The sequence below is a fragment of the Bacillus cereus group sp. BfR-BA-01523 genome (genome assembly GCF_022662615.1).
Classification (GTDB): Bacteria; Bacillota; Bacilli; order Bacillales; family Bacillaceae_G; genus Bacillus_A; species Bacillus_A mycoides.
This window is the reverse complement of the sequence record NZ_JAKUDX010000005.1, coordinates 206,538-227,937: the sequence shown is the minus strand read 5'-3', so window position 1 is coordinate 227,937 and position 21,400 is coordinate 206,538. Positions and strand designations below refer to the sequence as shown.

The window sequence follows — 21,400 nt, the reverse complement described above, 5'->3', positions numbered from 1 at the left end:
AACGACTTATTAGGAGAACTCTATATAATCTTACAATAGATATGGATGAAAACACAAAATATATGAAGATTTAAATAAATATTTTTTAATCATTAAGGGGCAGCTATAATATCTACCTGCTTATCATCAATAACCATTCATTCAGTTTCTGTTTCAAGGGTACCGTCCTCAACTTAAGCATTTTATCAAACCACAAAACAAAAAGAACCATACCCCCGCCAACCTGGCAAAGTTATGGTTCATATCATACAAAATTGTGACTTTACCCATAAAGTTGCCACTAAAGGAAGCATATCTTTGCCGGAAATCACATGTTTTTGAAGAGATTTAGTTGATTATTCGAGGAAAAAAGAAGCATATCTTTGCCGTGAATTAATTATTAACCCATAAACTTGCCGTGAATGTTACAACAAGACAAATAAAAATACCTATACCTATTATCAGCATGAGGTATTTAATCTTACTATTTTAGTCATTAGAACTTTTATATGACAGGTTCAGTAACTTTAACAATGGAATTTTAGTATATAGGCTTAATGATAAAAGTGCTTGTAGTGATATCCGTTTTTTTCTAAGCATAATTGCTTTTAGAGTCATAGGATGTATTCCTAACGCTTTACAAAACTGACGATGGTCACTTTGAAAAAGAACTGTTACATACTGTTCAAGCATTAAAGAGAGCTCTTCTATTGTCGGAGGAACAATGTATGGAGCTACTTGTAACAATTCTCCTATACTTTTATTAATCCATTCATCTCTTTGAGTTATCTCATATTGCTTTTCCGAAAAATCATATTCTCTTTGTCCTAACCAATTACCACATGCATAACAATGCCCCCGAGACTGTCTAATAGCTGCTTGTTCTCTCCTACATTTTGGATTAGGACACAAAGTTTCTAATTTCCTTTTATGCTTCAAACATACAGTGACACAATCAAAATACCAAATAAATGGCTCATATATTTCTTCATCAACCTTCTTCCATTCATCAAAACAGTGGGGACACCATTTCTTATCAAAATTATATAACTCCTGAGAATATACGACATCCTTCCAAGTTAACATCGTCATGTACTTAAAACCTTTTTGTAACGTTAGCAGTTCTAAGGATTCAGCAATTATTGATGTACTTTTTGCCATACTATAATAAGAAGCCTGATTGGTAAAACTTCCTAGTTGAGGTTCTTTAGAAAGTAAGTGCCGCTTCTCTGGATGCAAAAAAATAATATGAGAAACGAGGGTTCTTAATTTAACATTATGTGCATCAGCAAGTCTTTTAAGATAACTATTTAAACATTCAACCATTGGAGTACCAATATTTATAGGTTCTATATAATAGAAGTAACTAGCTGTTGGCTTTTTAGATATATCCATATTTTCAGCCTTCCATATAATCTTGTTTACCTACAGGGTCTCTTTTTGGATTACGCATTCCTACCTTACGGCCTCTAGTTGCAACTGTTTTTTCCGCTTGCTTTTCCTCTCTCTCTTTTAATCCTATTTTATATAAGAAATTCATCCTATGTTGTTCATTTTCAGCAAATAAAGCTTCACCTTGTTCAATTTCCCCATACAACATTTCTAAAGCCTGGATTGGCATAGCATATTTATATAGAATTTCTTTTGTAATAGTGCTTTTTTGATTATGAAGAGCATCTCCGAGACAACGAGTTAACCAATCTTTTAATATACCTATACAGCCCAATGTACGCTCATAAATAAAATCTGCATGCTGTAATAAATTTGGTTCTTCTTCTAGAGGCATGTTTTTTTGCAACATATGAATCACTGATAAAAATGTACGGTATTCATCTACGTTACTGGCTTTATATCTTGGGAAGTGTATACTAATTGTCCTACGACTAAGCTGAGCACTTAAATTAAAAAATTCTTTTAATTCATATGTACCAACTAATATGTGAGGTACTTTTGTTTGATTTGCTAAAGACTTAATAGTATCTAGTTGATTTTGTAAACTTTTAGATCCTGATACTTTTAGCAAATGTTGCGCTTCATCCACTATACAGGCTACAGGTCTTCGAAACTTAAATGCGTTCTCAAGAGAGCCTCTTAACGCATACCAAGTAGATCTGCTATGATAGTTAATTTTAGAATTTTGCACATTATCCGTTTGGTTTTCTATAATAACCTTATGATTTATAAGGGGTTCCTGTAATGCCTCTAAAGTTCGATAATAATAATCTTTCCAAGTAAATTTTCCAGAATCAAATCCTACAACTTCAGTTCTTACTATAGGAATTCTCCCTCGATCCCTTACTAATTCTTCCTTCATTTGTTCAATGAAATATTCTTCTAACACTTGAGCTAAAGTTGTTTTTCCTACCCCACTTGGTCCAAGAACTAAAAAGATAAAGGTTCCTGCCGGATTAAGGATACAAGATATGAGTTGTTCTTTGACTTGTTCAATTATAGTATGTCCTACCACAAAACTTTCAAATTGCTTTAACTTCTTATCTTGTTCAACAAATGAAGGTATATTCTCACTCTCTTTATATTTATTCATCTTAATTTCAGCCTCCCTTCTTATAGATATTAAACTCTTGGAATTCCATATTTTCCAATAAATCTTTAGCTTTTGATGAAATAGCAGAAGGATATTTTTCTTCAAATTCGTTTTGATCCCCTTTAGAAGACAATTGCCTCTTCATATTTTCTGCCATTAATTTCTCTTTTTCCTCAATATTATTAATAAATTCAGCAATTTTCTTAGCCGTGACGCTATACCCTTTGACATGATTTTGTTTTCTTTTCTTAATCTCCTCCATAGCCAATTTTAACTCTCGTTCCGTTTTCCCTTTTAATTCATGATAATATTCTGAGGTACACGTTATCCATTTTTTGTTTACATACGCGTAAGCAATTCCGATATTAAATGGATCATATCTCACAGGTACACTTTTCGCCTCAAGTTTAGAATTATTTAAAGCAGGGCTCCAATAATTTATATAATTCACTTTAATACCTGTACGTAAATTCACTTTAGCTACCCCATTCCTTGTAGACGGCAAAGTAGTAACGATAAAATTTTCATCATACGAGATGAAATCAAGTTTCCGCTCTCCTGTTCTATATATGCCTTCATTAAGTGCTTCATTAGGCGTAAGCCCTTCCAATGATGGATGTACATTATTGCTGTATACCTCCACTAGCCATTTTCCAAATACATCTTCCAAATTTTCCAAAGTCCATATCGCTTGATTTACAGGATTTACAGCCTTAGTAACTTGTCGAACATTCTTCATAATTTGAGTATTCCCCCTTAGATTATGAAGAAAATTAGAATTCGAAGTGCCAAACAATCTTTCAATTACACTTCCAAATCTAGCTTTTGCTGGTGGTCTTACTTTTTTGTTAATTTCGTACATAGCTGTAAATGTTTCGAAATAAATGCTGTGAAATTCTTTTCCTCCGTCCACTACAATAGATTGTGGAAGTCGATGATATTTACGCACACATTCTCTCAATGCTATCATCACTGATCTGTAACTAGGTGACTCGAAGGTAATATAATGGGAAAGGACCATCCTAGAGTAAGCATCCACTAATAAAGTTAACCACGGTCTTCCTAATACTTTACTCGTTCTAGAACATACAACCTGAATATCTAACTGTGTATGATCTATATGTGTAATCTCAAAAGGTCTATCCCCGTGTTTTGGAACGCTTCTTTCTAAATTCCAATAAAAAGGCTCATACTTATAAGCTGACCTTTCTCCTTGTCTTTTCTTGACTTGTTCATACCGATTTCTATGCTTAATAGCCTTACAAAACGTTTTAAAGCTTGGGACAGGAATATTTTTATCTTCACATAGAATGACTAGCTGTCCATATACAATCGTTTTATTCTTCTGTTTAAGATTTTCGTATTCCCTTTCAATTACTTCTTCTATTAAAGATATTGTTTCAGCTGGAAGCTTTTTCTCTCGATTACCCTTGCTTTGATTTTTAGTTAATAAACCTATATATCCATTTCCATATATCTGTTGAGCCTCTTTGTAGTCTTTTACCCACTGTCTCAAAGTTCTTTCAGAAACTTCACTGCTAGGTATTTTTTCATTATTTAATTTTCGCTTAACTACACTTATCTTTCTATTAGCCTTTGCCAACTCTTCTGGCCCCATTTCTAATATATTTTCTATAAAGGGCGCATATTTTCTACTCTCCTTTTCTTCATTTTTGAGATCTATCCTACCGTTATTCAGCAACTCTATAAAATGTATTTTAGGTAGTTCTAATAATCCATTTTCATCCGAATAAAGCGAGATTGATTGAAAGCCTACATTTACAATCCTCCAAACAATTCCGTCCCACATAACTGTCGCATTAACATCTATTGTTACAGCTGTTACAGGATGAATATTTTCAGTTTTTGTTGAATTAATACTTTCAAATGCCTTATTATGCTGTTCACTCAAAAAAATTGGTACATCATTAGAATTGGCAATTATATATTTCACCAGGTCCACATATATTTCATTCTTCACAATCAATGTATATACATCATCAGCATTTGTTGTTTTTAAAGAAGCGAGCAGTTCGGATAATTTCATCCCTAAATTCGAAGAAAGAATATTAATAATTTCTTTTTTCTTGTCCTCTGATACTGTATAGTGTCCATTCTTGAGATACGCCTCTAGAAATATAAGATTTCTATGCACCTTTATATCTATTTCAGCCGATGATCGAACAACAAAGTCCAAGCCTAATTGACTGGCTGCAATTTCTGCAGGTGGACATCTCCAATTCCCCTCTTCATCTTTAAAATATCTTATTGGATCTTTTTCTGAGAGCTTAACCAGTTGTTCTTCTGTTTTCCATTCCTCAATCTGTGCACCATCTTTTCTTAATACTAAAAAATCTGGGGTGTAATAAAAAGATATTCTCTTACCATTTTCACGAGAATAATCTAACTTTAAGGTAATAGGCTGATCATAATATTCGAGTACATCATCATCATATTCCATTAGGTACATAGCAACTAGTTCAACTGTATAACTCTCGTATTGAATAGACATCCCCATTTTCTTACTTGGGTATTTCCCAGATAAGTTTTTCTTCGAACTCCTAACATTACGAGAAGGCGGTGATGTCCGGATTTTTTGAATTGTACTAACTGTCTCTTTGGTAAAATCTAATAAAATACACCAGCTTTGAAACTCCTGTTCACTGAACATAACTTACCTCCCGTCATTAGAAAATTCATTTTGCATTAATCTATTTAAATACTCCCTTAACTTCTTTTCTTTAAGTAATCCCGGCTTATATGCAATTTCTTCTATCTTTCTTCTACTCGGATATACGCCATGCTTTCCTAGAATTTCAACACATTTATCAATTATTAAGCAATTATCTTCATAAGCCTGTATTGTTCGTCTTTTAATATATTCTTTATTCTTTGCAGAAATAATCTTGCATAGGTCTGGAAAATGTTCATAAAGTGTTCTTTTGGGGTAGCCTATCAACTTAGCTAATTCAGTCATAGATATAATGCGCTCTGAATTGTTGGCATATTCCCCAAGTATAGACAACGCCCTATTGCAATCAAATCTAATTTCTCTTGTATCCTGATTCCTTAAAAGAAACTCTACATTCAAGATAATTAGATTTTTATTTATACTGATATCTTGGGTGTAGAAATAAACCGGTGAAATATCAAATAAGCTACATATTTCAAGTACCCTAGGAAGGGGTGGTAAAACTTTTCCTTTACACCAATCCCAAAGAGTCGTTTTTGCTAAGTTTAAGTTCTTCGCAAACCTTTGTAGATTCCCCTGTTCATAAGTTTCAACAAGGTAATTTAAATTTCTAATGATTTGTTGTCTATTTCCTAAAACCGCTATCTCTTCTTTGTGATTTATAAATTGTTCCGCCATTAGAGTTATTTTGTAATTAAGCTCTAGATTATGTGGGTCTTGATTGTTACCTTTTTCTATACCTAGCCATGTATTGCAATATACACAGTATCCGTTTTGACTTTTCCTGTGTAAAATAGGGAGATTTTTATTGCAAGAAGGACAATATATTTCTAATCTGCATTTATGCTTAAGGCATACCTTAACTACCTCAAGGTGCCACAATAATGGATTATAATAACTTTCTTCATTATTCATTTGTTCTTCATAACATGATGGACACCAAGAAAGATGGACCTTCAATAAATACCGTGATGGAATTACTTCCTTCAATCCCATTAATGTCAATTGATCCAAATGCTGTACTCCTGTTAGATTTTCTAAAACAGTTACCATATCTACAGCATTTTGTTCAAAAGTATTAATTGTTCGGGCACCATCGTAAAATCTATTTCCTCCTCTTTTAACACTATTGATAAGGAATTCTTTATCAAGTACTGGTGCAACGATATAAGAAAGTAACGAGGACGGATAAATTTTATGTACTTCTGATAACCTAATTAAGTAACTTGTTAAGCATTCCATATAAGGACTCCCTACTCCCATTGGTTTAACCTCATATAGTTGACTTCGTTTTGAATATGCATAATGCAATTTCAACACCGCGCTTTGCAAAATATCCTATTACAAATATGGACATATATGTTTGTATATAAACCACTAATTCTTCCAAATAAAACATTTATGAATCCTTATTCTAAAAACCAGATGAATGATATAATTAAATCTAATGAATGTACTAGCAGGAGGATTATAATGAGTACTCAACCTAAAGCAGATATAAACTTTCAAACAGATTTATTTGATGCAGCAAATCAATTACGTGGGCCGGTTTCACCGGCTGATTATAAACATTATGTATTACCATTAATTTTCATGAGATACTTATCGTTACGTTATGATAAACGCAAGGCACACATTGAGGCTATGACTGATAATCCAGATAGCGATTTTTACGCGGCCGGAGATGAAATAATACGCGAAACTTTCCTTAGCATGGATGACCTATATAGATCTGAAAACGTCTTTATAATTCCAGAAAAAGCTCATTGGGACTATATCCGTGCTAATGCAAATCAACCTAATATTAAAGAAATTATTGATAATGCTATGAAATTAATCGAGGAAACAAACCTAGAGCTACAAGGAACCTTACCTCGAATTTTCCAACGTGCAATTTCTTTACCTATTGAAAATGTAGCTCAGCTTATCACTATCTTTTCACGTGATACTTTTAGTGCTTCTAACGAAAATAGCGTTGATATACTAGGTCGAGTATATGAATACTTCATTGGGAACTTTGCATCTACAGAAGGGCAACGTGGTGGTGAATTCTTCACACCGTCCTCTATTGTAAATTTATTGGTTGCTATGCTTGAACCAACAGAGGGGAAAGTCTTTGATCCAGCATGTGGTTCCGGGGGGATGTTTATTCAGTCTGATGGCTATTCCCAACATAATCGTGACTTGTCTTTTTATGGACAAGAAATCAAAGAGAATAACGTACGCTTAGGTAAAATGAACGTATTATTACATGGTATTAATGCTGATATTCGCTTGGGAGACACTTTACTCAATGACCAATTTCCCGATTTAAAAGCAGACTATGTTATTGCAAATCCACCTTTTAATATGAAAGATTGGGGTGCAGACCGTATTCCTAACGATGACCCACGTTTCAATGTATTAGGGTTAGAAGGAGTAAAAGTAACAGATAGTAACGCCAACTATGCCTGGATGCAGCATTTCTTATATCATTTAAACGATGAGGGAACCGCAGGATATGTTATCGCAAATGGTGCAATGACATCGAATGCAACTGGTGAAAAAGAAGTACGCCAAGCGCTAATCAACCAAGGATATATAGATTGTATTGTACAGTTACCAGAAAAACTGTTCTTTACAACAGGTATTCCATGTTGTTTATTCTTCTTAAGTAAAAATAGAGATGGTAACAATGGTTATCGTCAACGTAAAGAAGAAATTTTATTTATTGATGCTCGTAAGATGGGGAAATTAGTGTCACGCCGTCAAAAAACATTAACGGAAGAAGTAATTAGTAAAATTGCTGACACATACCATCACTATCGAAACTCAGATGAAAAATATGAAAATAAAACAGGTTTCTCTAGAGTTGCAACAATAGAAGAAGTAAAAATTAAAGACTATAAACTAACTCCTGGTATTTATGTTGGCTCAGAATTGGAAGACGATGATGGCATTCCATTTGAAGAAAGAATGGGGACATTAATTGAAACATTACGTGAGCAATTTGAAGAAAGTAACCACCTTCAAGAGAAGATTTTAAGTGACTTGGAGGGATTAATGTGAAGAAAACAAAAGACATTTTTTCTTTAGTACCTCTGAAAGAATTAGGAGAATTAGGTCGTGGGAAATCTAGACATCGCCCAAGACATGACCCTATCTTATATGATGGTAACTATCCTTTTATTCAAACTGGTGATGTTAAAGCAGCAAATAAACACATTACACACTATGAGAAAACCTATAATGAACATGGCTTAAAACAAAGTAAACTTTGGCCTAAGGGAACCTTGTGCATTACTATTGCCGCAAATATCGCTGAAACGGGTATTTTAGGAATAGATGCTTGTTTTCCAGATAGTATAGTGGGCTTTATTCCTAATGAAGAGAAATGTCATCTAGATTACGTTTATTATTTTTTAAAATTCCATAAACAAGAAATACAAAAGTACGCTTATGGAACTGTACAAGATAATATTAATCTAAGCACATTCGATAATATTCTTATCCCGTTACCTTCATTAGCCATCCAGAGGCAAATAGCATCTATTCTATCATCTTTAGACGATAAAATTAGAGTAAATCATAAAATCAATTCAACCCTTAAAGAAATGGCACAAAAATTATATAAACATTGGTTTGTAGACTTCGGGCCATTTCAAGATGGGGAGTTTGAAAAGAACAACTCAAGAATTATACCTAAAGGTTGGGAAATAAAAGAGCTAGGATCATTATATAAAACTTCTTCTGGAGGAACACCAAGCAGAAAAAAGAAGGATTATTATGAAAATGGAAATATTAATTGGCTTAAAACAAAAGAATTAAACGATGACTTTATCTTTGAAACAGAGGAAAAAATAACAGAGTTAGCGATTCAAAAATCATCCGCTAAGATATTTCCAGTTAATACAGTGATAATAGCCATGTACGGAGCAACTGTCGGTAGATTAGGAATATTATCAAACGATTCCTCTACAAATCAAGCATGCTGTGCTATTATTTCTCAAAATAATACTTTTACTCCTCAATATATATATGAATATTTAAGTTATAACAGAGAGAAAATCATTGATTTGGCCAATGGAGGAGCACAACAAAATATTAATCAACAAATTATAAAGTCCTTACCTGTACTCGTTCCTAAAGAAGATGTACTTTCTAGATTTAATCATAAACTTACTCCTTTATTTAATTTAAGGAAGTCATTGCATTTAGAAAATAAAGCATTAATTCAAACTCGGGATTATCTGCTACCCCTCCTCATTTCAGGAGAAGTAACATTAAAAGAAGCCGCAAAAATAACAAAAGAGGTGTTAACAAATGGCTAGTCGCTTGTATGAATCAGATTTTGAACAAACAGCCATCGAGAGACTACAACAAGAAGGTTACACATACTTACCAGCACACGAATGGATGACACGTAATGATTTGCATGAAGTAATAATAAAGGAACGTTTAGCAACGTTCCTTTCTGATAAATATCAAATGATTCCATCTAATGAGATCCCACGCTTAGTCTCACTATTAACCACAATAGATGGAGTAGATGTAGAAAAAAGAAATGAACGTTTTCATGAACTCTTAGTTAAAGGATATACGTTTTCTTATGAAGAAAACGGAAAAACAAAATATACAGATGTTAATTTAATAGATTGGGGTACCCCCAAAAATAATGACTTCATTGTGATGAACCAACTAGCCATTGAAGGCCGCTTTTCTCGTAGACCTGATATTATAATTTATATTAATGGTATTCCATTAATTGTTTTTGAGTTAAAAAGCCCTTATCGTGAAGATCCATCTGTTCGAGGTGCCCATTTACAATTACAGCATTATGTAAAAGATATTCCACAGCTATTTGATTACAATGCTTTTGTTGTCCTATCAGATGGAGTACAAACAATGCATGGGATGCCATTTGCTTCATTTGAATATTTTGCCGAATGGAAGTCAAAAGATGGACATACAATTGAAAATAATCCTATATTATCTATGAAAACATTAATTGAAGGGCTATTTTCAAAAGATCGTTTATTAGAATACATTCAAAGATTTATTTTCTTTAAAGTAAAAGGACAGGCTAGCGTAAAAATTGGTGCAAAATACCATCAATACTTCGGAGCGACAATTGCATACGAGGAAGCGTTACGGGCTTCTGGTCCAAATGGAAATAAAAAGATTGGAACGGTATTCCATAGTACCGGTTCAGGTAAATCTTTTACTATGCTATTTTTAGCAAATTTACTACGTCGTTCAAAAGATTTGAATAACCCAACAATTGTTTTACAGGTAGATCGCACAGATTTAGATGAACAATTATATAAAACATTTGTTAATACGGAAAGTTTTATAGGAAAGGTATTCCAAGCAAGGTCAGCAGATGATTTACGTGATTTATTACAAAATGAAGGTGGACAAATTGTATTATCTACAATTGAAAAATTCCGCTTAAAAGATGATGAAAATGAACACCCTACATTATCTGACCGTTCCAATATTATTGTTATCGCTGATGAAGCACACCGCACTCAATATGGTGTAAAAGGATTTGCTGGGAACTTAAGACAAGCTTTACCAAATGCTTCTCATGTTGCCTTTTCAGGTACACCAATTTCTATGATTGGACGAGATACTACAGAACAATTTGGGCCTATAATTCATACATATGATATGGTTCAATCGGTAAACGATGGTGCAACTGTTAAATTAACATATGACTCTCGCTTAATTCCATTAGATTTAACTAATCTAAATATTGATGAAGAATTAGCTAACATCGTTGCTTATGGTTCAAATGATGATGCATTAGAAAAGTACAAGCGTCAATATGCAGCATTAAAAAAGGTCGTTGGAACACCAAAACGATTAGAGCAATTAGCAAAAGAAATTGTAAACCACTTTAATACTGCTAGTATTGAGCAGCCTTTTGCAAAAGGCTTAATAGTAACGATGAGTCGGCATATTTGCGTAGCTTTGTATGACCAACTAAAGAAAATACCTAATTGCCCACAAATGGAAATTGTTATGACAGGAGGAAGAACAGACGATCCAATAGAATGGAAAGACGTTCAACAGGGGAGCCAATACTCACATATAAAAAATGACGAAGAAAAGAAAGTTATCAAAGAAAGATTAGCAGATCCAAAAGACCCATTAAAACTATGCCTAGTTGTAGATATGTTCTTAACAGGTTCAGATTTCCCACCAATGACATTTCTATATGTCGACAAACCTATGAAAGGTCATAACTTAATTCAAGCAATCGCACGTGTTAATCGAGTGTTTCCAGAAAAAGAAGGCGGTCAAATCATTGATTTTATCGGTATTGTAGACCAATTAAAACAGGCAACAAAACAATATACAAATAGTATCGAACCACCAAAAGAAGCACTTTTTGATATGGAAGAAGCATTAGAGATATTTTGGGGGAATTTAGAGATTATACGACAATATGTACCAGCACATTTACGTCCGACAGATTGGCGCAAATTGAGCAAAATTGAGCAAGAAGATTTATTTGCAACACTACTAGGAAAGTTTTTAGGTATGGATATAGAAAAAGATTTCTTAGAGGCTCAATTAAAATTATCTAAATCCTATAAACTTGTTTCTAATGAAATGATTGTAAGACCTGTAGTAGATGAAATATTGCTTTATGAAATTGTAAAAACCCAAATACGTAAAATTAGTATGAAGGATTTTCAAGCAGAAGAGCAATTAGAACAAAAATTAAACAAATTAATAAATGACAGTCTCGTAACCCGCCAAACAATTGATATATTTGCCGTTGCAGGTATAGAAAAGCCAGATGTATCTATTCTAGATGAAGCATTTATATTAGACGTAAAAGATAAAAAACATGAAGATTTACGTTTGAAATTATTCAAACAATTATTAGAAGACCAGGTAAAATTAACGTTTTCTAAAAACAAGGCAAAATCTCAAAAAATGAGTGAGCTATTAGAAAAAACATTAAATGAATATCATAACCGCATTATTAATGCAGCAGACGTAGTGCGTATTATGACGGAAATGCGTAATGAAATGATGACTGAGGAACAAAAACGTAAAGATTTAGGGCTAACCGAAGAAGAAGCTTCCTTCTATGAGATTATCGCTAACATGGGGGAACATACCTTTGAAAATAAATTTATTGCCGATTTGGTTCACAAAGTAATTAAAGAAATGAAGAGAGAATTTCGTCCTGGTTGGACAGAGGTTCATCGTACCGATATTTTAGCAAAAGTACGTATTGCAGTTACAAAAGTTCTTATTAAAGAAAAAGTTTCTGGTCAACAACTACAATTTCTTATGAGCGCGATTGTTGATGAGGCAAAGGAAAAATATAGAGATTGGCCAATCAATGCTTGATACCAAAGAGGATGCCTTCTTCTAACGAAGAAGGCATCCTCTTTTTTATCCTTTACTGTTAAGAAATATTTTTCAATGCCCATTCATCAATACCCTCATCTTCATCATTTTCCACAGGAGGGATATCCACGGTGCCTCTTGATTCTTCTTCAATCCTTACCAATTCAGCATCAACTCTTTGCCTAATCATAGATCCTAAACGTCTCACAAAATCTAGTTTTAGCTGCGGTGACCATTCTTGGTTTTCAGTACTAGTATTATAACATTCAACTATTGAAGGTAGCATCTGAAGAAAAACATATATCGCAAGAGCATTTTGTTTTTCAATACCTGTTAAACCTCTAAAATATTCACCATTATATGTGTTTGGCCATAATATAAAAGTCCCCGTTAACCTCAGTTCTACTGAAACAGCTTCATCCATGTACTGAATTTGTGGTCTCAAGGATTTTAATTTTTCATTATTAAATAAAAAGGCTAACGTCCCTAAAATGGTTGATATTCTTGAACCCTCTCCTGTTACTGCATTTGCATTATCTCTTGTAGTCCCTCGATAGCTTTCCAATGCAATAACAAAAATCTCATGGTCTTCTGACAAAGGATCATCAGGATCATCTATGTAATGTTTGAATAACCAATAAAGCAAATCCTCTGTTAACCCATCTTCACATGGCTCAATAAGTCCAAAAACCTCCGAAGGAAATAGCTTTTTCATTACCCTCTTTCCATTTGTAGCACCACAAAAGACTATAGCAAATACGCGATTCCGATTTTCAAAGACCAATACACCCGGGGCAAAATGATCTACACGCTCGTCTCTAGGTTTTAATCGTCCATTCCCGTCATAGGGAGCTACTCGCTTTTGAGTTTCTATATGCCCTATAAAGTACAAATAATTCACAACTTCATCATCAAACTCCAGGGTTTTTAAATCTGTAAGAGGAAAACCCGGTACATCTTCTATCCTACAGTGTAATTCATCCTCTTCACAATTTCTTTGTGTATATTGAATATCTCGATTTCCTTGTAAAAGTTGTTGAAATTCTTCTAATCTATCAAACTGGTGTAAACGTAGGATACAAAATTTATTCAAAGTTTTTTCTTCCCTTCCCTATTCATCATTCCTTGCTTCGACTAAATGTTGTGATTCTTTAAAATCTAGGAACAAGATAATCAGCAAATAAATCAAAAATTTGTTAATTACACCATCCGATTCAACAACAAATTTACTAACAATATAATCTTCTTTCTTATCCACGACATTAGGACCTATTTTTAAAATCAAGGAAAATTTCCCCTTCTTCATATGTTTTTGTAGGGCTTGTCCTAAATTAACCTCTAATTTATCTTCATTTCGTTTTTGTTCTATTGTATTGGATTTGAAATCACTTTCATTTTCAATATTATAGTCTACCCAATGTGGGAAATGTAAAATTAATTTCGTTTTACCCAATGCTTGAATAACCTTTTTTAACCACATAAATTTAAAGTTTGTTTCGCATGCTAAATCGATACTGACACGTTTATGTGGATTAGCCACTTCTAAAACAGAATTATCTTTTCTGGTTTTTAAACTTTTCATTTCGATTTCTAGTTTACCTGGATGTTTAAAAATTTTAATAAAAAGATTTACAGCTAACGCAATAATTGACGTAGTAATAGTAAAACCTACACCTGGCTTGGCATTAATTGCTTCCTTAAGAGCAGGAATAAAGTTCGATATGTATGTAGCTACATCAAACTTCAATATATACATGATAAAAATTGCTATGATAGGGCTAAGTAAGATAATCCACTCCACTGAGATATTCCTCAATTTTATTAATAACCTAAGCATGAACTATCCCCTTAATGATGGATAAGACTAAGTTTTTAATTTCCTCTGACATACTATGATTGTTAACTATAATAACACCGTTATTAAATAATTCTACCTTTTTATATAAACGTGAATTATTAAATTTCGTCAAAATCGATACCTTTTCTATATCAATACATTCATCATGAATCAGCCAGTCTAACTCGTTAAACAATCTATCTTTATATGTATCTTTTTCTTCCATTTTAGATGCGTTTATCAATTCTATATAATCATGTACAAACTCTGTGCTTTCTCTAGGAATTTGCGAAACAAATTTTAATTCCGTAATGGAAGAATTTGTACTAACAGCATAGTTAATTAAATTGAAAAAGTGTTTTGAAGTTAAAATTACTTGCCGCATATTATCTACTTTTTTAGCTTTCTTTAATAAGTCGATATAGCTATTTGTAGCGTAATCGTATGTGACGGCTATGTACTTTTTATTAAGAAGGACCAAATTATTATCAGCAAATACATTTTGAGCTATTTTTAGATCTTCTTCACTAAAATTAAAAAGTTCAAAAATCTTAAATTGCAGCATCTGATGCACTCCCTCCATACGATTAATAATAGAAAAAACTTCCTTTATTAATTATAATATTGTCTCCTAAGAAAAACAATGTCACTAAAATATTTATTACCGAACATTATCATATTAATACACATTGGAATAAAAGAAGCATAAGTTTGCCGCAAACAAAAAGAACCATAAGCTTGCCGTTCCGGCAAACTTATGGTTCATATTACAGCATAAAAAAACCACCAAACAGTTATGTATTGGTGGAGACGGTGGGAGTCGAACCCACGTCCAAAAATATCGGCACTTAAGCTTCTACGAGTGTAGTCGATATATTAGCATTTCGCGAACTCTTCGGCCTATCGACAGGCTTCCAAGTTGCTAGTCTGATTATTCTCTTCCTTCGCCCTCAGACGGCGAACTCCGGCGTAGTCCACTTAGTTTGAGTCCCTTACCCTACCACATGGACGATGGAGGGAGGAACCTTTAGTGCAATTAAGCAGCTAAAGAAAGATTGTTTTGTTTGCCAATTATAGGCTTTGACGTTTTAACGAGGCCGATCCCCTCGACTCGCAACCTAAGCTCGAACTATCCCTGTCGAATCCGTAACGTCCCCATGATAAAAATGGAGCATACGAAGAAATATCGTGATAGCTACTAAGAGCTGTTTTTCAATGTGCAACAATCTTACATAAGTTATTATATCATACGCGCGCCGTTTTACAAATGTAAATATCTGTATTACATCTTTTGACGATCACGGAACACGCGTGCAATTTCACGTTTAGCTTCTTTCTCTTTTAAATCGTGACGCTTATCATATTGCTTCTTACCTTTTGCTAAACCAAGTGCCATTTTCGCAAATCCATTTTTCAAATAGATTCTAACTGGAACTAATGCATATCCTGTTTCTTTTGCGTAACCTGCTAGCTTATCAATTTCTTTTTTATGAAGAAGTAACTTCCTTGTACGTAGCGGATCGTGATTGAAACGATTCCCTTGTTCATATGTATTAATATGCATATTATGAACCCATACTTCACCGTTATGTATACGTGCAAACGCATCTTTCAAGTTCACGCGTCCAGCGCGAATCGACTTAATTTCCGTTCCTTGAAGGACAAGCCCTACTTCGTATGTTTCTTCGATGAAATAATCATGAAATGCCTTTTTATTTTGCGCAATAACCTTACCTGTACCCTTTGGCATATAACGTCCCTCCTCTATTTTTACCATTGTAACAAATGTTAATAAAAAGCGAAAGTGGCTCGCTCAGAATCTTTGGACATTGGAGCTCCCGACAAAGAAGCGCTTTTTGCTTCGTCCGAGGGCGCGAAATGGCCAATAGATTCTAGCCACTGTAGCTGGATTCAACAAAAAGCGAAAGTGGCTCGCTCAGAATGTGAGGCGAAGCCACTCTTCTCTTACTTGCGCTTTTTCTTTTTCTTCTTGAATCCTGGTACATTTTCAAAGAATCCTTTTTTCTTCTTACCATTACCATTACTATTACTATTTCCATCTTTTTTCCCTGGCTGACTAGCGGATGTGGATGCAGATGCTTTTCCTTTTCCTTGTCCACCACGATCAAACTTTCTTCCTGTGCCGCGTTCACCACCGCGCTCATTACTACGTTCGCTACGTCCACCGCGTTTCTTTCTGCCTGTTCTTGGCTGTTCAATCACAACTGGACGATCTTTGAACTTACGACGAGGTGTGCCTTTCATGCCAACGATTTCAAAGTCGATTGCACGCTCGTCTTTATTTACGTTAATAACACGAATTGTAATTTCGTCACCGATGCGGAATACGTTACCTGTACGTTCTCCGATCATCGCAAAATGTTTTTCGTCATAACGGTAGTAATCATCTGTTAAATAGCTAACGTGTACAAGACCTTCAATTGTATTTGGAAGCTCTACGAATAAACCGAAGTTTGTTACAGAACTAATCATACCGTCATACTCTTCACCGATTTTATCGACCATATACTCTGCTTTTTTCATTTCGTCTGTTTCACGCTCTGCTTCAACAGCACGGCGTTCCATATTAGAAGAGTGCTCTGCAATCTCAGGTAAGTTTTCACGCCATTTCGCTTGCGTTTCGTTGTCTACTTTACCATTAATGATGTATTCACGAATCAATCTATGAACAATCGTATCTGGGTAACGACGAATTGGCGATGTGAAATGCGTGTAGAACTCAGTTGATAAACCAAAATGTCCTAAGCTGTTCGAATCGTAACGTGCTTGCTTCATAGAACGAAGCATAACTGTTGAAATGACTATTTCTTCCGGCTGACCTTGAACCATTTCAAGAATTTGCTGCAATGCACGAGGGTGTATTTCATTCGCACGTCCCTTTACTGCATATCCGAAGTTTGTTACAAACTCGAAGAAACGCTCAAGCTTATCTTCTTTCGGATCTTCATGGACACGGTACATAAACGGTACGTTCATCCAGTGGAAATGCTCCGCTACTGTTTCGTTCGCAACAAGCATAAACTCTTCAATTAACTTCTCTGATACAGAACGATCACGCATTACAACATCAGTCGGTTTTCCTTCTTCATCTACTAGTACTTTCGCTTCTTTAAAGTCAAAGTCAATCGCACCACGGCGCATACGTTTTTCACGTAAAATTTGTGCTAACTGCCCCATTTCTTTAAACATTGGTACTAGCGGCTCGTAACGTTCAATTAGTGCTTCGTCTTCATCTTCTAAAATGCTTCTTACGTCAGCATACGTCATACGCTCTGTCGTTTTAATTACACTTTGGAAAATCTCGTGTTTTACAACATCACCTAGATTGTTGATTTCCATTTCACAAGATAGTGTCAGACGGTCTACTTTCGGATTTAATGAACAAATACCGTTTGATAAACGATGCGGAATCATCGGAATTACACGGTCTACAAGATATACACTCGTCGCTCTCTCTGCTGCTTCAACATCAATTGGAGAACCTTCTTGAACGTAATGACTTACATCTGCAATATGAACGCCAAGCTTATAGTTACCGTTCTCAAGCTTCGTTACTGTAACAGCGTCATCTAAGTCTTTCGCATCCGCACCATCAATTGTAACAATCATTTGATCACGTAAATCACGACGATCTTTTATATCTTCTTCTGAAATCGTTTCTGGTACACTGTTTGCATGCTCCATCACTTCTTCAGGGAATGCTAAAGGTAAATGATGTTTATGAATGACAGATAAAATATCTACTCCTGGGTCATTTTTATGACCTAGAATTTGAATAACTTCACCTTCTGCGCTTAAACGGTTCTCTGGGTAGCCCGTAATTTTCACAACTACTTTATGGCCTTCTACAGCGCCCATAGATGCACTTTTCAAGATAAAAATGTCACTTGTCCAGCGTTTATTATCAGGTATAACAAATCCAAAGTTCTTTGACTCTGTATATGTACCAACTAGTTCCTTCGTTCCACGCTCTAAAATACGAACAATCGCGCCTTCTTGGCGTGATCCACTTGATTGTGCGCTAACACGTGCTAATACTGTATCACCATGAAGTGCACCATTTAATTCTGTCGGCGGGATGAAAAGATCATCATCTCCTGTTTTCTTCTCTTCTGGAACGACGAACGCAAAACCACGTGCGTGCCCAATTAATTTACCGCGTACTAAATTCATTTTTTCTGGAAGACCGTAGCGGTTACTACGTGTGCGGATAACAAGCCCCTTCTCTTCCATCATTACAAGTGCCTTTACAAAATCTTTAAAGCCCTCAGAGCCTTCGATTCCAAATGCCGATTCTAATTCTTGTATCGTTAACGGTTTATACGCTTCTTCCCTCATAAATAATAACAACTTATCAATATGTTCTTGCATGATTTCTTCCAAGCAGAAATACCTCCTTTAAACCCTTATATTATTTAGTGTATCCGAAAGATGGGGGATGTATAAAGTGAAACTTTAATCATCTCCCAATGATTTTTTACAGCTTTCATAAAGTGTAACTTTAACCAGTGGTTTTTTGTCCGTCCCCACTGATTATTAGCCCACAAATAGCGGGATAAAAATTCCCTTATGAAAAAAAGAGGCAACTAGACCTTACCAATCTAGTTGCTCCAAGAAGTTATATACATCCTCATGTAGCACATCACGTTCTTTATCAAGTGTAATGACATGCGTAGAGTCTTCATACCATTTAATGTCTTTTAACGTAGATTCTACACCGTTATAAATAATGTTAGCACTATCTGTATTAATCATCTCATCATGACGTGCTTGTACAACGAATGTTGGAGCATAAATCATATCAACATTATTGCGTACGTCACGAATCAACTCCTGTAATGCTTTTAATGTATTCATTGGTGTCTGTTTAAATTCAAACATTTCCTGCTCAATTCGTTCTGGTGATTTTTGCTCACGCTTTTTATATTCGCGGGCATATGCCAATATACCTTGGTACATAATTTCTTCACTTTTAATGTACATCGGTGCACACATTGGTACAACACCTAAAATCGGTAATGTATAAGCAAGTTTTAATGAGAATACTCCGCCTAATGATAATCCAACCGCAGCTATTTTCTCGTAACCTTGATCTTTTAAATGCTGGTAGGCATTCATTACATCTTTCCACCAGTCTTCAGGGCCTGTATGAACAAGCTCTTCTGGTGGTACACCGTGTCCTTTATAAATTGGCGCATGACAAGTATAGCCTTTCTTCTCTAAGAAACGCCCTAGCATGCGTACGTCAGCTGAGTTCCCTGTGAATCCATGTAATAATAAAACAGCGCGGTCTCCACCTTCAAATGTAAATGGTTTCGGAGATGCTAATTTCATCATGTACTTCTCCTCTTTCTCTTCTGTAATCTAGTCGTATTCTTTCTATTCTTAGTGTACCATATTTATAATTCTATAATCTAATTAGAAACTTTTTTTGAATAACAAATCAAAAAAAGAAGAACCATTAGCATAATCCGCTAACGCTTCTTCTTTTAATTTTATAAATTTAAGTACGTAACACCAATTGTTAGTACGAAGAATAGTACAGCTAAGACAACTGTAACACGGTTTAATACCGCTTCAATTCCACGTGCTTTTTGCTTACCAAACAATTGCTCTGCACCACCTGAAATAGCGCCTGAAAGGCCTGAGCTATTACTAGACTGCATAAGTACCATAACAATCATTAAAATCGATACAATAATAAGTAAAACTGATAATAACGTATGCACTTGGCGTACCTCCTACAAAGATTCAGTTATTTTAAATGTAGCATAAATCCTATAGAAAAGCGAGAGCTATAGAATCGCTCTCGCTTTTCTTCTATTACATGAACATCATTGCGAATAACGGTCCAAGCAAACATGTCAAAATTGCTGTTAATGTCATTGTTACCGATCCAATAACACCTTCATGCTCATTATTTTTCATCGCTCTCATAACACCCATAATATGAGACGCACATCCAAAGCCAATCCCTTTACCAACTGAGTTTGTAACACGGCTCCATTTTAATAAAATTGGTCCTGAAATCGTTCCAGTAATCCCTGCGATAACGACGAATGCTGCTGTTAAGGACGGGACACCACCAACTTGTTCAGATACACTCATCGCAACTGGCATTGTCACTGATTTTGGTAAAGAAGATAAAATTAAGCTTTTATCTGTTCCCATAAGTGTGGCGATAGCAAAATCACTTGCAATAGCAACTGTTGTACCTACTAATACACCACCAGCAATTGGTACAACATATTTTTGCAGAACATGACGTTGTTTATAAAGCGGGATTGCAAATGCTACAACACCTGGTCCTAGTAGCTTCGCAATCCAACCACCACCACTTTCCATATAATTTTGATATGGTATATCAAGCATTATAAATAAGAAAGCCATTAATCCTGTTGCAACAAGCATTGGAATGGTAAATGGTGTTGGAAATAATTTGTAGATTTTTTTAGATAATTGATATAATAGCACCGTAAAAAGAACCCAACCGATTCCGATTAATATTTGGCTCATTGTGTCTCTTTTTCCTTTCTATTCGCAAGATATTGTCCTGTATGTCCTGCGACAATAATAATTAAAAACGTACTCGCTACAACTGTAATGAAAAGGGAAATTCCTTTACTCATAAAAAAAGCACCGTAATTCATTAAGCCAAGCGTTGGCGGAATTAATAAAAACGGCATAATAGCAACGAGTGTTTCTGCTCCTAAATCAAACCATTTCACTGGAAGTACTTTTAGGCTAAGCAAAACAAGTAGGAGGAACATCCCAATCAAACTTCCTGGAATCGGAAGATTCAACATTTCTTGCACCCAATTTCCAACGATATAAAATACATAAAGAGCAGCAATTTGGACAAGAATCTTTGTAAGTTTCATGTTCATCATCCCTCATGTTTATACGATCTTCTGTTAATATCCTTATCATAGTATAAATTGTAAAAACCTGCAATTTATCAAATCGACAACGA

Annotated in this window: 16 protein-coding genes and 1 other RNA gene; 3 read left to right on the top strand and 14 right to left on the bottom strand. The window is 34.7% G+C overall.

Features of this window, described 5'->3' with window-relative positions:
* Window positions 1–468: 468 nt before the first annotated feature.
* Genes MR066_RS15795 through MR066_RS15780 form a run of 4 tightly spaced genes read right to left on the bottom strand, consistent with a single transcriptional unit; the run spans window position 469 to window position 6,479 of the window.
* Window positions 469–1,374 (bottom strand): TniQ family protein, encoded by a 906-nt coding sequence (locus MR066_RS15795; protein ID WP_242247679.1) that lies wholly within the window; start codon window positions 1,372–1,374, stop codon window positions 469–471.
* 4 nt (window positions 1,375–1,378) lie between these two features.
* Complete coding sequence (locus MR066_RS15790; protein WP_242247677.1) at window positions 1,379–2,524, bottom strand: AAA family ATPase; 1,146 nt, start codon at window positions 2,522–2,524, stop codon at window positions 1,379–1,381.
* Between the two features lie 7 nt (window positions 2,525–2,531).
* A complete protein-coding gene (locus MR066_RS15785; RefSeq protein WP_242247675.1) occupies window positions 2,532–5,195 on the bottom strand; it encodes a TnsA endonuclease N-terminal domain-containing protein in 2,664 nt (887 codons plus the stop codon).
* 3 nt (window positions 5,196–5,198) lie between these two features.
* A complete protein-coding gene (locus MR066_RS15780) occupies window positions 5,199–6,479 on the bottom strand; it encodes a TniQ family protein (RefSeq protein ID WP_277929012.1) in 1,281 nt (426 codons plus the stop codon).
* Window positions 6,480–6,689: 210 nt separating this feature from the next.
* On the opposite strand from MR066_RS15780, the gene MR066_RS15775 reads away from it, so the two are divergent.
* Genes MR066_RS15775 through MR066_RS15765 form a run of 3 tightly spaced genes read left to right on the top strand, consistent with a single transcriptional unit; the run spans window position 6,690 to window position 12,569 of the window.
* The gene (locus tag MR066_RS15775) at window positions 6,690–8,264 is read left to right on the top strand and encodes a type I restriction-modification system subunit M (RefSeq protein WP_242247671.1); all 1,575 of its coding nucleotides are present in this window, start codon (window positions 6,690–6,692) and stop codon (window positions 8,262–8,264) included.
* Complete coding sequence (locus MR066_RS15770) at window positions 8,261–9,526, top strand: restriction endonuclease subunit S (protein WP_242247670.1); 1,266 nt, start codon at window positions 8,261–8,263, stop codon at window positions 9,524–9,526. Before MR066_RS15775 ends, MR066_RS15770 begins: the two co-directional genes overlap by 4 nt.
* Entirely contained in the window at window positions 9,519–12,569 is a 3,051-nt protein-coding gene (locus MR066_RS15765; protein ID WP_242247669.1) for a type I restriction endonuclease subunit R, read from the top strand. The genes MR066_RS15770 and MR066_RS15765 overlap by 8 nt, the downstream gene beginning before the upstream one ends.
* A 58-nt stretch (window positions 12,570–12,627) precedes the next feature.
* Here the strand turns inward: MR066_RS15765 and MR066_RS15760 are convergent, their stop codons facing one another.
* From MR066_RS15760 to MR066_RS15715, 10 genes are all read right to left on the bottom strand, one after another.
* Window positions 12,628–13,662 carry a hypothetical protein gene (locus MR066_RS15760; protein WP_242247668.1) on the bottom strand — a complete coding sequence of 345 codons (1,035 nt, stop codon included), beginning with the start codon at window positions 13,660–13,662 and terminating at the stop codon, window positions 12,628–12,630.
* Between the two features lie 18 nt (window positions 13,663–13,680).
* Entirely contained in the window at window positions 13,681–14,406 is a 726-nt protein-coding gene (locus MR066_RS15755; RefSeq protein WP_242247666.1) for a hypothetical protein, read from the bottom strand.
* Window positions 14,399–14,971 (bottom strand): hypothetical protein, encoded by a 573-nt coding sequence (locus MR066_RS15750; protein WP_242247664.1) that lies wholly within the window; start codon window positions 14,969–14,971, stop codon window positions 14,399–14,401. Before MR066_RS15750 ends, MR066_RS15755 begins: the two co-directional genes overlap by 8 nt.
* A gap of 237 nt (window positions 14,972–15,208) precedes the next feature.
* Window positions 15,209–15,563, bottom strand: a transfer-messenger RNA (tmRNA) gene (ssrA, locus tag MR066_RS15745).
* Window positions 15,564–15,688: 125 nt separating this feature from the next.
* Entirely contained in the window at window positions 15,689–16,156 is a 468-nt protein-coding gene (gene smpB / locus MR066_RS15740) for an SsrA-binding protein (RefSeq protein WP_002034685.1), read from the bottom strand.
* 215 nt (window positions 16,157–16,371) lie between these two features.
* Entirely contained in the window at window positions 16,372–18,798 is a 2,427-nt protein-coding gene (gene rnr / locus MR066_RS15735) for a ribonuclease R (protein WP_396022277.1), read from the bottom strand.
* A gap of 222 nt (window positions 18,799–19,020) precedes the next feature.
* Window positions 19,021–19,761, bottom strand: a complete 741-nt coding sequence (locus MR066_RS15730; protein WP_162836430.1) for an alpha/beta hydrolase — start codon at window positions 19,759–19,761, stop codon at window positions 19,021–19,023.
* A gap of 161 nt (window positions 19,762–19,922) precedes the next feature.
* Window positions 19,923–20,156 (bottom strand): preprotein translocase subunit SecG, encoded by a 234-nt coding sequence (gene secG / locus MR066_RS15725; RefSeq protein WP_002016062.1) that lies wholly within the window; start codon window positions 20,154–20,156, stop codon window positions 19,923–19,925.
* Between the two features lie 94 nt (window positions 20,157–20,250).
* Window positions 20,251–20,943, bottom strand: coding sequence for an LrgB family protein (locus MR066_RS15720; RefSeq protein WP_002129877.1), 693 nt, complete (start codon window positions 20,941–20,943; stop codon window positions 20,251–20,253).
* Complete coding sequence (locus tag MR066_RS15715) at window positions 20,940–21,317, bottom strand: CidA/LrgA family holin-like protein (protein ID WP_170935229.1); 378 nt, start codon at window positions 21,315–21,317, stop codon at window positions 20,940–20,942. The genes MR066_RS15720 and MR066_RS15715 overlap by 4 nt, the downstream gene beginning before the upstream one ends.
* Window positions 21,318–21,400: the final 83 nt, after the last annotated feature.

What these genes read in the sequence shown, in the direction of transcription:
- MR066_RS15795 (WP_242247679.1), bottom strand. Translation starts at nt 1,374, where the DNA reads ATGGATATATCTAAAAAGCCAACAGCTAGTTACTTCTATTATATAGAA.
- MR066_RS15790 (WP_242247677.1), bottom strand. Translation starts at nt 2,524, where the DNA reads ATGAATAAATATAAAGAGAGTGAGAATATACCTTCATTTGTTGAACAA.
- MR066_RS15785 (WP_242247675.1), bottom strand. Translation starts at nt 5,195, where the DNA reads ATGTTCAGTGAACAGGAGTTTCAAAGCTGGTGTATTTTATTAGATTTT.
- MR066_RS15780 (WP_277929012.1), bottom strand. Translation starts at nt 6,479, where the DNA reads ATGGGAGTAGGGAGTCCTTATATGGAATGCTTAACAAGTTACTTAATT.
- MR066_RS15775 (WP_242247671.1), top strand. Translation starts at nt 6,690, where the DNA reads ATGAGTACTCAACCTAAAGCAGATATAAACTTTCAAACAGATTTATTT.
- MR066_RS15765 (WP_242247669.1), top strand. Translation starts at nt 9,519, where the DNA reads ATGGCTAGTCGCTTGTATGAATCAGATTTTGAACAAACAGCCATCGAG.
- MR066_RS15755 (WP_242247666.1), bottom strand. Translation starts at nt 14,406, where the DNA reads ATGCTTAGGTTATTAATAAAATTGAGGAATATCTCAGTGGAGTGGATT.
- MR066_RS15750 (WP_242247664.1), bottom strand. Translation starts at nt 14,971, where the DNA reads ATGCTGCAATTTAAGATTTTTGAACTTTTTAATTTTAGTGAAGAAGAT.
- smpB (WP_002034685.1), bottom strand. Translation starts at nt 16,156, where the DNA reads ATGCCAAAGGGTACAGGTAAGGTTATTGCGCAAAATAAAAAGGCATTT.
- rnr (WP_396022277.1), bottom strand. Translation starts at nt 18,798, where the DNA reads ATGCAAGAACATATTGATAAGTTGTTATTATTTATGAGGGAAGAAGCG.
- MR066_RS15730 (WP_162836430.1), bottom strand. Translation starts at nt 19,761, where the DNA reads ATGAAATTAGCATCTCCGAAACCATTTACATTTGAAGGTGGAGACCGC.
- MR066_RS15720 (WP_002129877.1), bottom strand. Translation starts at nt 20,943, where the DNA reads ATGAGCCAAATATTAATCGGAATCGGTTGGGTTCTTTTTACGGTGCTA.
- MR066_RS15715 (WP_170935229.1), bottom strand. Translation starts at nt 21,317, where the DNA reads ATGATGAACATGAAACTTACAAAGATTCTTGTCCAAATTGCTGCTCTT.